This is a genomic window from Moritella marina ATCC 15381, from assembly GCF_008931805.1.
GTDB lineage: Bacteria > Pseudomonadota > Gammaproteobacteria > Enterobacterales > Moritellaceae > Moritella > Moritella marina.
In genome coordinates this window covers 234,681-249,557 of sequence record NZ_CP044399.1, presented here as the reverse complement: position 1 = coordinate 249,557, position 14,877 = coordinate 234,681, and the positions used below count along the sequence as shown (strand labels likewise).

The window sequence follows — 14,877 nt, the reverse complement described above, 5'->3', positions numbered from 1 at the left end:
ATCATATGAAGTCTCGTTACCCTTACTATTAACAGTCCAGCCATCGCAACAGTAACGAAACTTAACGCTATAGCGCATAATTATTCTGCGGCTTTATCGACCATATGCAAATGCACATCTTGCTGTGGGAATGGAATTGATAAACCTTCTTTATCAAAACGTACTTTCACTTCGCGGGTGATATCCCAGTACACATCCCAATAATCTTCGGTTTTCACCCAGGGGCGGACTATAAAGTCAACCGAGGAAGTATTAAGTGTATGCAGCTTGATAATCGTTTCAGGGTTCTTCAATACAAGTTCATGTGCTAGCACAATATCTGCTAACACCGTTTCAGCCAAAGCGATATCATCGCTATAACCAATACCAAAAACCATATCAACACGGCGAACACGTTCATGGGTAATATTTTTAATAATATCGCCCCATATTTTGCTATTTGGCACGATGATCACTTGGTTATCAAAGGTTTTGATCGTGGTATTCACTAGGCTCATATGAGCAACTTTACCTGATACACCACCCGCTTCAACAAAATCACCTTCATCAAATGGACGATAAATCAGTAGCATCATACCCGAGGCAAAGTTAGATAAAGTATCTTGCAATGCAAAACCAATAACTAAACCTGCAACACCAAAACCAGTCAGGATGGGAGTTAAATCAACCCCGACTTGCGAAAGTGCGATAAGCAAACCAATCGCAAATACAATATTACCCGACATCGACGTAAAGAAGTCTTGTATCAAACGCGATAATTGTAAGTTTGGTGACGATACTGCTCTTTTCACCATTTTACGGGTGAGTTTTTTAAACCAACGGAAAACTAAAATTATCGCAATGAAGAGTAATAATTTAAATATTAATTCCGGCGCATTACTCGTTAACCACTCGGAAGCTCCCTCGCCCCAAGTAGAAATAATCGATAAGATGAGATCAACATTAAGTAACTCGTCCGTCAATGTCCCCGTTGCTTCAAACAACTGCTGTTTGTATTGCGTCGTATTTAAAGACATTTTATCAGCAAGCGTTACCAAAAATTGTAACGTGATAATATCATTACTCACTTTACGCTGGGCAAGGATATGTTCAAGCTGAACAGCGGTTTTTTCACCTTCCGTTGCCGACTTAAGTTGCTTACTTAACAACGTTTCTTGCTGATTATCAAAGATCAAAGAGGCTGACATAAAACCAAGGCGACGTTCTATATCACTGATTAACGCTTGCTCTTTTTCCGGCGATGGTTGATCAAGCAACTTTAACCACTGGTAGTTAGTCCATTGATCCGCTAATAATCGTGTTGAAAAACGACGTGATTCATCCAACGTCTTTTGCGCTAATAATTTACCTTCATTAGTTTCTTTTTCTAAGGCTTTTTCAGTTGTTGCGATTTTATTTAACAGATAAATAGACGCATCTGAAATAAATTTAACCTGCTGATTAACCTGCTTCAATAAGATATCGTGCGTTTCATCAGTACGCTTATTAATAAGCTCTTGAATGACTTCTCGCAACGCATCATTTTTATTTAATAATTGTAACCGTACGACATCTTTCGCCGAGCCAGTCATCGTTTGCGATTCACCGTATAACACCGAAATGTCATTATCGAGCTTATTCAACTTTTCTATTTGTGGCGAAATTACTTCTTGGGTAGCGAGTTTTGGTGACACAGTTGATGACGAGGATGCTTGTGCAAAAGAAAGACTCGGCACCAATAACATCAACAATAAAACTATAATTCTCATTATGACTTCACTTTATCATTAGGGTTTAACAAGAATAGCAAATCAAACATCATCTGCTATTCGGTCGACGTTAGTCTATAAAAAAACCACGGTATGAAGCGTGGTTTAAATAAAAATTATATCCAAGTTTGTGGGTTGGCGACCACATCAACTAACGCTTGCTGCGCGTCGTTCTGTGGTGCTAAATCATCGTAGTGCCAACTGGCCAGTGGTGGCATCGACATCAAAATTGATTTGGTACGGCCTTTACTTTGCAAACCAAAAATAGTGCCTCGGTCAACAATCAAGTTAAACTCGACATAGCGGGTACGACGGAACAATTGGAATTCACGCTCTTGCTCTGTATATGGCTGATTTTTACGCTTAGCGATAATCGGCGCATACGCTTGGGTGTAACCTTTCGCTACAGATTCGATAAAGCTTAAACTTTTTTCGATATCCCATTCATTCAGATCATCATAAATAATACCGCCAATACCACGGTACTCTTCACGATGTGGCATATAGAAGTATTCATCTGCATCTTGTTTGAATTTAGTATACAAATCATCACCAAATGGCGCGACAGCATCACGAGCCGCAGTATGGAAGTGACGTGCATCATCAGCATATAAATGAATTGGCGTTAAATCAAACCCACCGCCTAACCACCAATGCTGCTGGCCATCATCATCTGTTACCATGAACATACGTACATTCGCATGGCTTGTTGGTGCATGTGGATTACGTGGATGAACAACCACAGATACGCCCATCGCTTGATATGCCATACCTGTAAATTGTGGACGCTTAGCCGATGCAGCAGCCGGTAATTTATCACCGCTCACCATCGAAAAGTTCACACCCGCACTTTCATATACTTCACCATCACGTAATACACAGCTTGTACCCTGACCTAAATGGCTAGTCCAATTATCGGCAATAAACTCACCATTGGTTTCTTCCGCTTGAAAAGCCGTGATAATCGTTTTTTGTATATTACGAAAAAATGATTCTAAATCATTGATTCTGACAGTCATAAACACCTTACTTACAACTTAAGTGGCAATGTAAAAAAACCTGACACCTAAAAAGATAATGAATAAAAAAACCCATATTGAGTATGACAATATGGGATTCAAAAATAACTTATTTAATATTATGCAGAGATCTCGGCATAGAGATCACAAAATTGCAGCGTCACTTTATGCTTAGGTGCACAATTGATCAAGGGTTGGGAGATATTATGTGACTCTTTTACTTTCACAGAGCTGTGGATCAAGGTATTTAAAATCGGTAAGTCTTCCGCTCTGAGCTCAGCAACCAATTTTTTAGGTAAGCTGGCCTGCCCTTGAAATTGATTAACCACAATCCCTTCAACCCGCAATTTATCATTATGATCTTGTCGTGTTTCTTCAATATTCGCTAACAGGCTGTATAAACCTCGGCGGGAGAAGTCATCACAATCAAAAGGGATCAAGCAGCTATCTGCCGCAATCAGTGCAGAGAGACTATAAAAATTAAAGGCTGGCGGCGTATCAATATAGATTTCATCATAATCACGCTTTAATTTAACCAGTGCGTCACGTAATTTATAAATCTTATGACGCTGTTCTAATTTTACAATCAACTCACCTAATAATTCAGACGCAGGCATTATCGATAAATTAGGGAATGCGGTCGGAGTAATAAAATCCTGATAAGGTCGCCCTTTCATGATGATATTTAAGGTCTGCTCAAAAAACTCCGCGACACTAAAATTAACCCGATAATCATTCCCTAATAAATAAGCACTGGTATTACATTGACTATCTAAATCAATAATTAAAGTGCGCTTGCCTTCTGAGGCTGCTATCGCCGCCAAATTACTGCAGATGGTTGATTTTCCTACGCCACCTTTTTGATTAAACACGACACGGATCACGAGATTCTCCCTTCTCTGTACTGAATTAAATAACATACTTTAATAAAATAGTTATTTAACTCGTTAATATTAATTCTAATCTTATATATCGCTAAGCTCTAAGCTCGCTTCACAAACGATAGACTCGACTTGATGTAATTGTAATAATTTAGCCAGTTCTTCTGGTGGCTCAATGTCAGTAAATAGCTTATTCACCTGATTGATATTACCAATATTGACCATGGCATTTCGGCCGAATTTAGTATGATCAACGGGTAAGAATACTTCTTGTGAGCACTCGATGATCGCTTGTGTGACTCGCACTTCTTGATAATCAAAATCCAACAATGAACCATCCATATCTAAACCACTGATGGTAACAATGCCAAAATCCATTCTAAACTGCTTGATAAAATCGACGGTCGCTTCGCCAACTACACCGGCATCTTTATTGCGTACTTCACCACCCGCAACAATGACTCTGAAATCAGGTTTTTGCATCAAAATAGTGGCTACATTAAGATTATTGGTCACAATACGTAAATTGCTATGATTTAATAGTGCACGCGCTAGCGCCTCTGACGTGGTGCCAATATCAATAAATAATGATGAACCATCTGGAATTAATTCAGCCATCGCCTGGGCGATTTTCATTTTTTCTTTAGCCGTTTTTTGCTTGCGATTAACATATGAATCGTTAACAACACTGCTTTCTAATAATGATGCACCACCGTGGTGGCGACGCACTAAATTCTTCTCAGCTAATTCATTTAAATCGCGACGGATGGTTTGCGGGCTTACTGAAAAATGCTCAACGAGCACTTCAGTACTGACGAACCCTTCTTCCTTAACCAACGAAATTATTTTTTGGTGACGTGTATTTTGTCTCACATCGTTCTCCCTGTTTTCCCTAATATCATTATCGAAAGGGAGTTAATATTACCCCTTAGTTTATATCATATTTACACCTGTAAACCTGAAAAATAGCGTCAATAAACAAAGTTTAACGTTATTTTGAGATATACTCATCCCTGTGCATCGATATTATCAAGTCACGATCACCACCATTCATAATGGTTCATAACGACGATATGTATATAACAGCAATACGACGAGACAATGAAAATGGCTTCAGATCCCGATAAATTACTCAAAAAACACGCTGGATTAACTCATTCAGAACTGCAAAAGGTAACCTCTCACGTACAGCGCGAAAAAGATGACTGGTTTGTCAATACGGTAATGATCCAAGGTCACACGGTGCCGTTTAAATTTAAACGTAAAAAAGTCTATCAATCGTTAACGGGAGCGCGTGTCAATCTCACTTACTATCCCGAAATAGAAACAATTGCAGGGTTTAACGTCGACATTATGCAGGTGGTAAGGATCAAAAAATCATAATGTATTTTTATACTCTATAAGTATGCAGGTTTTATATTGTGATTGCGCTTGTTGCAAACATTTCAGCGAGTTACACTAGAGTAAACATTACTAAACTTAACGTATGATTCGAGGGAACGACCACATGAGTAAATCTAAAATCATTGCAGGTATTGCTGCTGTCAGCATTATCTTTTATGCCACTTCAGTTTATTGGAGTGTTGAACCAGATAATTTTAGTCCAACACGTGTTACGGAAGAACTGACTAAAAACAGTGCCGAAATTGCAGTTGGTTCTTATACTACAGCAACACTGATTAAGTCGTTGCTAATACTAAATGAAAAAAATGGCGGCTACCTAAGTAACTCAGTATTACCACCAGCAATCATGATGGATAACATGCCATCATGGGAATATGGGTTATTAGAACAGTCTCGTGACCTTATGTTGGTGTTACGTCGTGACTTAAGCCGTTCACAAACGCAATCAACTGAAAATAAAGATCTACAAAAAGCACACGGCTCGTTAAATGTTGAACACACACGTTTATTCCCAACCAATGCCAACTCTGAATACAAAAAAACAATTGCTGAACTGCAAACATACCTCGATAAATTAAACGATTCGCAATCTAAAAACGCACAATTCTACGCCCGTGCCGATAACCTTGCTGAATGGTTTAAGCAAGTTGAAAAACGCCTTGGTTCATTGTCTCAACGTTTAAGTGCGTCTGTTGGCCAATACCGTATCAACACTGATTTATCAGGTGATCTTGGTGCTGAACAATCAACATTCACTGAATTAGGTTCTAATGTTAAAACACCTTGGTTAGATATTGATAATGTATTCTGGGAAGCTCGCGGTTCTTCTTGGGCGCTGTATCACTATCTAAAAGCAGCACGTATTGACTTTAAAGGCGTATTAGAGAAGAAAAATGCGCTAGCAAGTGTTGACCAAATCATCCTTGAACTAGAAGCGTCACTACAGCCTGTAGGCAGCCCAATGATCTTAAATGGCGCTGGTTTTGGTATCTTTGCTAACCACTCGCTAGTAATGGCAAACTACCTATCTCGCGCAAACGCGGCGGTTATTGACCTACGTAGATTACTAGAACAAGGTTAATCTTCGTTAGCATAAATAGCGCTTCAGCCCGTGACTCAATTTTAACTGAATCACGGGCTTTTTTGTGCCTGAATTTCATGCCACACTACATTGCTACCACACACAGCATTGATATAAATCGTAATATCGAACTAAAACATCAACCACTAATTCAGCTTAAAACGCAAGGATACACTTAAATGCAAACCGTACTCATCACTGGAGCTTCGACTGGGATCGGCTATCACGGCGCTGTCACCCTTAAAGCCGCGGGTTATCGTGTCTTTGCTACAGCCAGAAAGCCAGCAGACGTAACCGCTTTAATTGCCCAAGGTTTTGAAAGTGTGCAACTCGATTTAAGCTCGACAAAATCCATTACTGCAGCAGTAGCGCATATCGTTAAGCTCACCGATGGCAAAATTGACGTGTTATTTAATAACGGAGCCTATGGCCAACCAGGCGCTGTTGAAGATTTACCAACAGATGCACTGCGTAAACAATTTGAAGCCAATGTATTTGGTTGGCACGAACTGACGACACAAATAATTCCGTTAATGCGCGCTAATGGGCGTGGTCGTATCATCCAAAACAGCTCCGTTTTAGGCTTAGTGGCAATGAAATATCGCGGCGCCTATAACGCCAGCAAGTTCGCAATCGAAGGTTTAACAGATACCCTACGCTTAGAACTACGAGATTCACCTATCAAGGTATCCTTAATTGAACCGGGACCGATTGTGAGCCAATTCAGAGCCAACGCATTAAGTGCTTTTCAAGAACACATTGATATTGAAAACAGTGTGCACGCTAAAGACTACCAACAACAAATCAGCCGTTTGGCCAAAAAAGATGTCAGCAATCAATTTACCCTCGGGCCTGAAGCTGTCACCAAAGCATTAATTCATGCGATTGAAAGTAACCGACCGAAAGTACGCTATTACGTGACGTTTCCAACCTATTTATTTGCTTTATTAAAGCGTATTTTACCGTTTCGCGTATTAGATGGGATCTTGGCTAAATCAGGTTAAATCAGGTTAAATCAGCGCGTATTAACGCTATCAACAAAACCTAAGCCTAAACACGAACATCACGATAACCAGCAACACAAAGGTATCTGAATATGAATAATATAAACCTGTTATTTGATTACAACGGCCATTTACCAGAATGCCCAACCTGGTGTGAACAAAGCCAAAGCTTATATTGGACAGATATCTTAGAGAAACAAATACACCGATATGACCTATTAACCAAAAAACATCACGTATTAAATTTTGCTGAAGAAGTCGGCAGCTTTGCGCTTAGAGAATCAGCTGGTTTTATCTGTGCAATGCGCACAGGGATCTATTTAACCGATGCCGATGGACAGCTAGATAAAAAAGTCTGTGATAACCCGAACAATCCAGCGCTGGCTCGTTTTAATGATGGTGGCGTAGATCAATTAGGCCGCTTTTACGCTGGCACATATTGGTCACCAAAAGATTTTAATGGTGCCTTGTTATGTCGCGTTGATGCAGATTTAAATACCAAAGTCATACACGCTGATATTCTCGGTGCCAATGGCCTGGCGTTTAGCCCTGATAAACAATGGATGTATACAACGGATACACCAAACCGAGTCATGTATCGTACACCTCTAGATGAATTTGGTCATGCAGGCATCAGAGAAACATTCAAACGGTTCGAACCTGATTATGGCCGACCAGATGGCGCAGCGATGGATGTTGAAGGTTGCTACTGGGTTGCGATGTTTAGCGGTGCTAAAGTGATTCGTATCTCACCCAATGGCGAGATCTTAGCTGAATATCCAATCCCCGTTAAAAATCCGACCATGGTCTGTTTCGGAGGCCGTGATATGAACACGCTTTTCATTACTTCAGGCCGCGAAAAGATGTCTGCGAGTGAACGCGCAGCATCACCATTATCAGGTTGTATTTTTACCCTACAGACAGACGTCAAGGGCATGATCAAACCTCGTTTTAAAGAGGCTTAACCTCAAACATGGGTAAATATGATCATATAAAGTGTGATTTCAGGACGACTTATTTGCCTTGTTAAAACAAATTTTACCCTTTAAAGTGTTAACTAATATAGTAAATAATACTTTAGCCAAATCTGGTTAGCATTCTCCCTTTCCTCTTATCCCACTTTGGAATGAACATGACAACAAAATCAGCCTATGAACAGCTATCTAAACATTTTAAAAAGATCCATAACCTAAGCCATTTATCCTCTATTTGTGGTTGGGATCAAGCGGCAATGATGCCTTCTGGCGGTAATCAAGCACGCTCTGAAGCGATGGCTGAACTTGCTGTCATGATCCACCAGCAAAGCACAGCACCACAACTTGCCGATTTAATTAAACAAGCGCAGTCAGAGCAATTATCGACAGAACAACAAGCGAGCTTAGCGGAAATAGCTCGCAGCTGGCAGCAAGCTAACATAGTGCCTGAAGAATTAGTTTCAGCGCAATCGTTAGCAGGTTCTAAATGTGAGCACGCTTGGCGTACCCAACGTAAAGAAAACGACTGGGCTGGTTTTGCGAAAAACTTAAAAACAGTGGTTGAGTTGTCGCGTGAAGAAGCCAGTATTCGCGCACAAGCCAACAACTGCAGCAACTATGACGCGTTAATGGACTTGTACGAACCGGGCATGACCAGCGCCCAGCTTGATCCGATTTTTGATGACGTTAAGTCATGGTTACCTGAACTAACGCTAGCAGCACAAGAAAAACAAAAATCAGACAACACCATCATGCCAACGGGTCACTTCCCGATTGCTGCACAACAGCAATTAGGCTTAAAAACCATGGGTATTTTAGGCTTTGATTTTAACCACGGCCGTCTTGATGTATCAGCGCACCCATTCTGCGGCGGCGTATCTTCAGACGTACGTATTACTACGCGTTACGAAGAAGATGATTTTACTCAAAGCTTAATGGGCGTTGTTCATGAAACAGGTCACGCGCGTTATGAACAAGGCTTACCAACAGCACTTAACCACTTACCTGTTGGCCAAGCACGTTCAATGGGTATTCATGAAAGCCAAAGTCTGTTATTTGAAATGCAATTAGGTCGTAGCGAAGAGTTTTTAACTTTGCTAACACCAGAAATTAAACAAGCATTCAATGGTACAGACTCGGCTATTTATAACCCGCTAAACCTAAGCCAGTGTTATACCCGCGTAAAGCCTGATTTCATCCGTGTTGATGCCGATGAAGTGACTTACCCTGCGCATGTAATGTTACGTTATGAAATTGAACAAGCATTGATGAATGGCGATATCGAAGTAGATGATATTCCAGAATTATGGGCACTTAAAATGCAGCAATACCTAGGTGTCGACACCAAAGGTAATTACCGCAACGGTTGTATGCAAGATGTGCATTGGACCGACGGTAGCTTTGGTTACTTCCCGTCTTATACACTAGGCGCTATGTATGCGGCGCAGTTCATGACAACGGTTAAGCAAGAGATGGATGTTTCGGCAATCATTACTAGCGGCGACTTATCGCCTATCTTCACTTGGCTTAAAACTAACATTTGGCAAAATGCGTCATTGTTAAGCACTAACGATTTAGTCAAGCAAGCAACGGGCGAAACACTAAACCCTGCGCACTTTAGACGTCATTTAGAAAGCCGCTACTTGAAGTAAGATTAAGTTAAAATTATCGACCTGAAGATGAAGGAATTCCAGATTGAAACAATCAATAATACACGTTGCAATTGTTGTTAAAGATTATGATGAAGCAATTGATTTTTATGTTAATAAGCTAAAATTTGAACTCATTGAAGATACTTATCAAGCAGAGCAAGATAAACGCTGGGTAGTCGTTTCACCACCTGGATCTAATGGTGTCACTTTATTATTAGCTCGTGCATCTAAGCCTGAACAAGATGATTTCGTCGGCAATCAATCCGGCGGTCGTGTGTTTCTGTTTTTAAGTACAGATGATTTTTGGCGAGACTACAATCGCATGGTATCTGATGGCATCAAATTCATTAGAGAACCACAAGAACAAGATTATGGTACGGTTGCGGTATTTGAAGACCTGTATGGTAATTTATGGGACTTACTCCAACTGAGTTCGAGTCATCCAATGGCATCGAGAACAGTATAACAAGTCAATTTAGCGAGATAAAAACAACAGGTTTATAACTTAAACCTGTTGTTTTTTTAGAATGAATAATTCAATGATACATTAGTTCATCAGTTCATCAGTTCATCAGTTCATCACCTTAGGCAACAAGCGTAATAACTTAAACGCTTCAGGCATATTCGCTTGCGTCACCACAAAACCAATAAGTTGCTCTGCACTATCATAAGCCTTTGCTGTCATACCCGATGTCGTCAACTCTACTTGCCAATTCGCATCACTTGCGGCGGTATTACCGCTTAATTGAATTGGAAATAGTGGTGTTTTCACTTTAACTAACATCGCCGGAAACATCACTTCACTCACAGCACCTGTTAGGGTTTTCGCTAACGTATTAGCACTGAGTATTATTGGTTGTAAAAACGCTAAATGTTTACCGTCAATCTCAGCGCAATCACCAATGGCAAAGATATGTGGATCATTGGTGCTTAACTGTTTATCAACCACAATGCCGCGATTAACCACTAAACCAGCTTGACTGGCTAATGCCGTATTAGGTTTCAACCCCGCTGCGCACACCACACTATCCACTTTGGCGGTATGCCCGTTCTTAAAGCTAACCGCAATGCCAGAGTCTATTTTAGTCATGCAACTGAGCTCATTACCCAGTTGTAATTCCACCCCTTGTCTTCTCATGGTTTGATAAAGCTGAGATGACACAAATTCAGGTAATAGACTTGGTAATAATGCATCAGCGCGATCACTTAATATCACCTTATAATCAGCAATGGCTAAATCCATCGCGATTTCAGTACCCACTAACCCCGCGCCAACCACCAACACTGATTTAGCCGCAACCAGCTTATCTTGTGACTGCTGATACTCATCTAGACTATTCAAGGTAATAATGTCGTTAGCCGCATCACCATCAACAAATGGCACAAATGATTGCGCGCCCGTTGCCAGTACCAAGTTATCATAAGCAATGTCGATACCCTGACAACTCACCGTCTTTTCAGTGCGATTAATGCCATCAACACGAGTATGGTTCATCAGGGTAATATTATATTCTGCGGCAAACTCTGCGCCGCTTTGTTTAACCATATCTTGCGCTGTCAGTTTTTTACTAAATACATGGCTCAATTCTGGTTTAACATAATCATCGCCATTACCCCCAGTGATGACAATGATGGCTTGTTGCTGATTTGCACGACGGATTGATTTAACTAATTGATAGGCAGCAAAACCACTGCCTATGATAACGACTGATTTTTCATTACCACCTATCATGCTACCGCCTTCTTGGTTTTTATTTCTTCGAATACATCCTTACCTAAACCACATTCAGGACAAAGGAAGTACTCAGGTACATCTGACCATGCTGTACCAGAGGCAACATCTTGATTCGCCTCACCTTGCGCGGGATCATAAATCCACTGGCAGACTGTACATAACATCGAGCTATTTACATCGACATCAATACCAGCATCAATACCAGCATCAATACCAGCATCAATATCAAATTGAACAACCGAATTTTCTGCTATCGACTTTGCAACTGCTTGCGGTTGTGATCCTGATACAGGTTCTTGTGCTACTTGTTCAGGAACAGTTTGATTTGCAGCAGATGCAGATACATCAGTAGCAGGCGCGCTGGTTAGTGCCCACTCTATGGCAATCATGCGACCATATTCACGGCATGCTAATATTGCTTTACCGTCTGGTCGCCACTTCGTTTTAAGACTTTCAAAGCGCTCAAATCCTTCGTCTTCTAAGCGGCTTTCGATACGGTCAATAGCACCGCCATTCCAACCATAGCTACCAAATGCAGCGGCTTTTTTATTTTTAAAACGTAAACCAGTGATCTCTTCAAGCATGCCTGCGACTTTCGGCATCATCACGTTATTCATCGTTGATGAGCCAACTAACACCCCTTTAGAAATAAAGGCATTGGATAAGATCTCGTTTTTATCATGACGCGCAACATTAAATACTTTCACCGCTACCTGACTATCAACCTCATGGATACCTTGGGCAATCGCATCTGCCATCATCCGGGTATTATTCGACATTGAATCATAAAAAATAGTAATACGGTCTTCTTGGTATTTATCAGCCCACGTTAGATATTGTTCAATAATCTGAATTGGGTTGTCACGCCATACCACACCGTGCGCCGTTGCAATCATATCAACAGGTAAATTTAAGCTTAATACTTCTTTGATCTTGGCAGTAACTAATGCACTGAATGGCGTAAGAATATTGGCATAATAACGTAGGCACTGATCCATCAACTCTTTAGTATCAACTTCATCATTGAATAAACGTTCATCGCAATAATGCTGACCGAATGCATCGTTACTAAACAGCACTGCATCACCTGTCATATACGTCATCATGCTATCAGGCCAGTGCAACATCGGCGTTTCAATAAACACTAACTGCTTGCCATTACCCAAATCTAAACTGTCACCCGTCTTCACGACATTGAAATTCCAATCTGGCTGGTGATGATGACCGACAATGGAATCAATGGCATTTTCAGTACAATAAATCGGTGTATTGGGAATTCTATTTAATAATGCAGCGAGTGCACCAGCGTGGTCTTCTTCGGCGTGGTTAATAACAATGTAATCAATTTTGTTCAGGTCAATTTCTAATTCTAATTGCTGGATAAATTCGTAACAAAATTTGTGGTCAACCGTATCAATTAATACCGTTTTTTCCTCTTGGATCAGATAACTATTATAACTTGTGCCTTTCTCAGTTTTAAATTCAGTGCCGTGAAAGTCACGTACTTCCCAATCACGCTGCCCAACCCAAGAGATATTATTTTTTACATGTATAGTCATTTTAAATTCCAATTAAACAATAATAATAAATTTTATATACCTCTTTAATTGCACGTAGCGTGCCAGAATATAACTCATTGATTTTATAGGATATAAAAAATATCACTGTCATAATGACTACCTTTACACATTGTCATTATGACTATACACTGTCGATAAGACAGTATTTCACATGATGATAGCTATGCAACATGATACTAAAGACCTTATTCATATCGCCTTAGACTTAACGACTAATATTTCCAGTCAAGATCGTTTCGAGCGCTTACTCACCACTATGCGTAAGCTATTCAACTGCGATGCATCAGCACTATTAGAGTTTAAAGGGCAACACTTCAAACCCTTAGCAATTAACGGCCTAAGCGCAGATGTACTAGGCAGGCAATTTAATATCAATGAGCACCCCAGATTAGAGGCGATTGCCAGAGCGGGTGATGTCGTCAGGTTCCCAGCAGACAGCGATCTGCCCGACCCTTATGATGCTCTTATTACCTCGCACCAAGGTGATTTGCATGTGCATGCGTGTGTCGGTTTACCTTTAATGGCAAATCAACGTTTGATAGGAGCGCTTACTATCGATGGTTTTAACCCTCATCAATTTGATAATTTCAGCAATGATGAGTTACGTACCGTTAGCGCACTCGCAGCAGCGACACTGAATATCGCGTTATTGATGGATAAACTGGAAAAAGTCGCAGGCACCATGACCGAGTCAGATCCAGCCACGCATCACCCACAAAGTAACACTGAAATTATTGGCCAGTCAGCGCAAATTAAAGCCTTAAAAAAAGAAATCAGCGTTGTTGCAAGCACCGATATGACCGCGCTCATATTAGGTGAAACAGGTGTTGGTAAGGAATTAGTCGCAACGGCAATCCACCAGCAATCATCTCGAGCAGATAAGCCTCTGATCTACCTTAACTGCGCTGCATTACCAGAATCTATTGCAGAGAGTGAACTGTTTGGCCATGTCAAAGGGGCTTTCACGGGGGCTATCAGTAACCGTAGCGGTAAATTTGAATTAGCCGATAAAGGCACTTTATTTCTTGATGAAATTGGTGAGTTAACCCTGACACTACAAGCAAAATTACTGCGGGTCTTACAATATGGTGACTTACAACGTATTGGTGATGACCGTAACTTAAAAGTCGATACCCGCATCATAGCTGCTACCAATAAAGACTTAAAAGAAGAGGTACTTGCAGGCCGATTTAGGGCGGATCTTTATCATCGTCTCAGTGTCTTTCCAATAATGGTATCGCCTTTACGTGAACGCGGTGAGGATATTTTATTATTAGCAGGTTTCTTTATGGAACGCTGTCGCAGCAAGTTGCAATTAAGTCATTTGAGTTTAAGCACAGCTTGCCAAAGTACACTGATGCGTTATCCCTGGCCTGGAAATATTCGCGAATTAGAACACAGTATTAATCGCGCGGCTATTCTCGCCAAAGCAGAAGCTAAAGATGAATTAGTGATACTACAACCTGCACATTTTAGGATTGATAATGTGAACGTTGGGCACTCACCATTTGAAATAACAGATGTGATTAACCAGCCGACACTCGCTGTGACCAATATACCCGTGGATAATTTACGCGAAGCAACGGAACAATTTCAACGGCAGTTAATCACTAATGCACTGCAAGAAAATAATAATAACTGGGCTGCAACCGCACGGCAGCTTTCTATCGATGTGGGTAATTTACACCGTTTAGCTAAGCGAATAGCATTGAAACAATAAAGTTAGCAAAGTAAAAAGATAAGACATAAAAAATAAAGGCCGCACATTTCTATTAATAAAATGTACGGCCTTACTTTTG

General features: G+C 40.6%; 13 protein-coding genes. 7 read left to right on the top strand and 6 right to left on the bottom strand.

All coding sequences use genetic code 11. The features are described from left to right. Positions 1 to 80: 80 nt before the first annotated feature. The 4 genes from FR932_RS01225 to FR932_RS01210 all read right to left on the bottom strand — a co-directional run bounded on the left by FR932_RS01225 (position 81) and on the right by FR932_RS01210 (position 4,521). The gene (locus FR932_RS01225; protein ID WP_019440848.1) at positions 81 to 1,748 is read right to left on the bottom strand and encodes a mechanosensitive ion channel family protein; all 1,668 of its coding nucleotides are present in this window, start codon (positions 1,746 to 1,748) and stop codon (positions 81 to 83) included. A gap of 116 nt (positions 1,749 to 1,864) precedes the next feature. Beyond that, complete coding sequence (gene hemF, locus FR932_RS01220) at positions 1,865 to 2,767, bottom strand: oxygen-dependent coproporphyrinogen oxidase (protein ID WP_019440847.1); 903 nt, start codon at positions 2,765 to 2,767, stop codon at positions 1,865 to 1,867. A gap of 119 nt (positions 2,768 to 2,886) precedes the next feature. After that, on the bottom strand, positions 2,887 to 3,651 hold the full coding sequence (locus FR932_RS01215; RefSeq protein WP_019440846.1) for a ParA family protein: 765 nt from the start codon (positions 3,649 to 3,651) through the stop codon (positions 2,887 to 2,889). Between the two features lie 81 nt (positions 3,652 to 3,732). Further along, complete coding sequence (locus FR932_RS01210; protein WP_019440845.1) at positions 3,733 to 4,521, bottom strand: DeoR/GlpR family transcriptional regulator; 789 nt, start codon at positions 4,519 to 4,521, stop codon at positions 3,733 to 3,735. A 228-nt stretch (positions 4,522 to 4,749) separates the two neighbouring features. Here FR932_RS01210 and FR932_RS01205 point away from each other — a divergent pair, with 228 nt between their 5' ends. From FR932_RS01205 to FR932_RS01180, 6 genes are all read left to right on the top strand, one after another. After that, positions 4,750 to 5,031 (top strand): hypothetical protein, encoded by a 282-nt coding sequence (locus FR932_RS01205; RefSeq protein ID WP_019440844.1) that lies wholly within the window; start codon positions 4,750 to 4,752, stop codon positions 5,029 to 5,031. Positions 5,032 to 5,155: 124 nt separating this feature from the next. After that, the gene (locus FR932_RS01200) at positions 5,156 to 6,133 is read left to right on the top strand and encodes a DUF2333 family protein (protein ID WP_019440843.1); all 978 of its coding nucleotides are present in this window, start codon (positions 5,156 to 5,158) and stop codon (positions 6,131 to 6,133) included. Positions 6,134 to 6,312: 179 nt separating this feature from the next. Further along, positions 6,313 to 7,137, top strand: a complete 825-nt coding sequence (locus FR932_RS01195) for an SDR family oxidoreductase (RefSeq protein ID WP_019440842.1) — start codon at positions 6,313 to 6,315, stop codon at positions 7,135 to 7,137. A 92-nt stretch (positions 7,138 to 7,229) separates the two neighbouring features. Then, complete coding sequence (locus FR932_RS01190) at positions 7,230 to 8,102, top strand: SMP-30/gluconolactonase/LRE family protein (protein WP_019440841.1); 873 nt, start codon at positions 7,230 to 7,232, stop codon at positions 8,100 to 8,102. A gap of 167 nt (positions 8,103 to 8,269) precedes the next feature. Continuing rightward, positions 8,270 to 9,763, top strand: a complete 1,494-nt coding sequence (locus tag FR932_RS01185; protein ID WP_019440840.1) for a carboxypeptidase M32 — start codon at positions 8,270 to 8,272, stop codon at positions 9,761 to 9,763. A 43-nt stretch (positions 9,764 to 9,806) separates the two neighbouring features. Then, complete coding sequence (locus tag FR932_RS01180) at positions 9,807 to 10,229, top strand: VOC family protein (protein ID WP_019440839.1); 423 nt, start codon at positions 9,807 to 9,809, stop codon at positions 10,227 to 10,229. Positions 10,230 to 10,334: 105 nt separating this feature from the next. Here the strand turns inward: FR932_RS01180 and norW are convergent, their stop codons facing one another. Both norW and norV read right to left on the bottom strand, forming a co-directional pair. Next, positions 10,335 to 11,495, bottom strand: a complete 1,161-nt coding sequence (gene norW, locus FR932_RS01175; RefSeq protein ID WP_019440838.1) for an NADH:flavorubredoxin reductase NorW — start codon at positions 11,493 to 11,495, stop codon at positions 10,335 to 10,337. Continuing rightward, positions 11,492 to 13,057 carry an anaerobic nitric oxide reductase flavorubredoxin gene (norV, locus tag FR932_RS01170; RefSeq protein ID WP_019440837.1) on the bottom strand — a complete coding sequence of 522 codons (1,566 nt, stop codon included), beginning with the start codon at positions 13,055 to 13,057 and terminating at the stop codon, positions 11,492 to 11,494. Before norV ends, norW begins: the two co-directional genes overlap by 4 nt. Before the next feature lie 172 nt (positions 13,058 to 13,229). On the opposite strand from norV, the gene norR reads away from it, so the two are divergent. Then, on the top strand, positions 13,230 to 14,798 hold the full coding sequence (gene norR, locus FR932_RS01165) for a nitric oxide reductase transcriptional regulator NorR (RefSeq protein ID WP_019440836.1): 1,569 nt from the start codon (positions 13,230 to 13,232) through the stop codon (positions 14,796 to 14,798). The last annotated feature ends 79 nt before the right edge of the window (positions 14,799 to 14,877 follow it).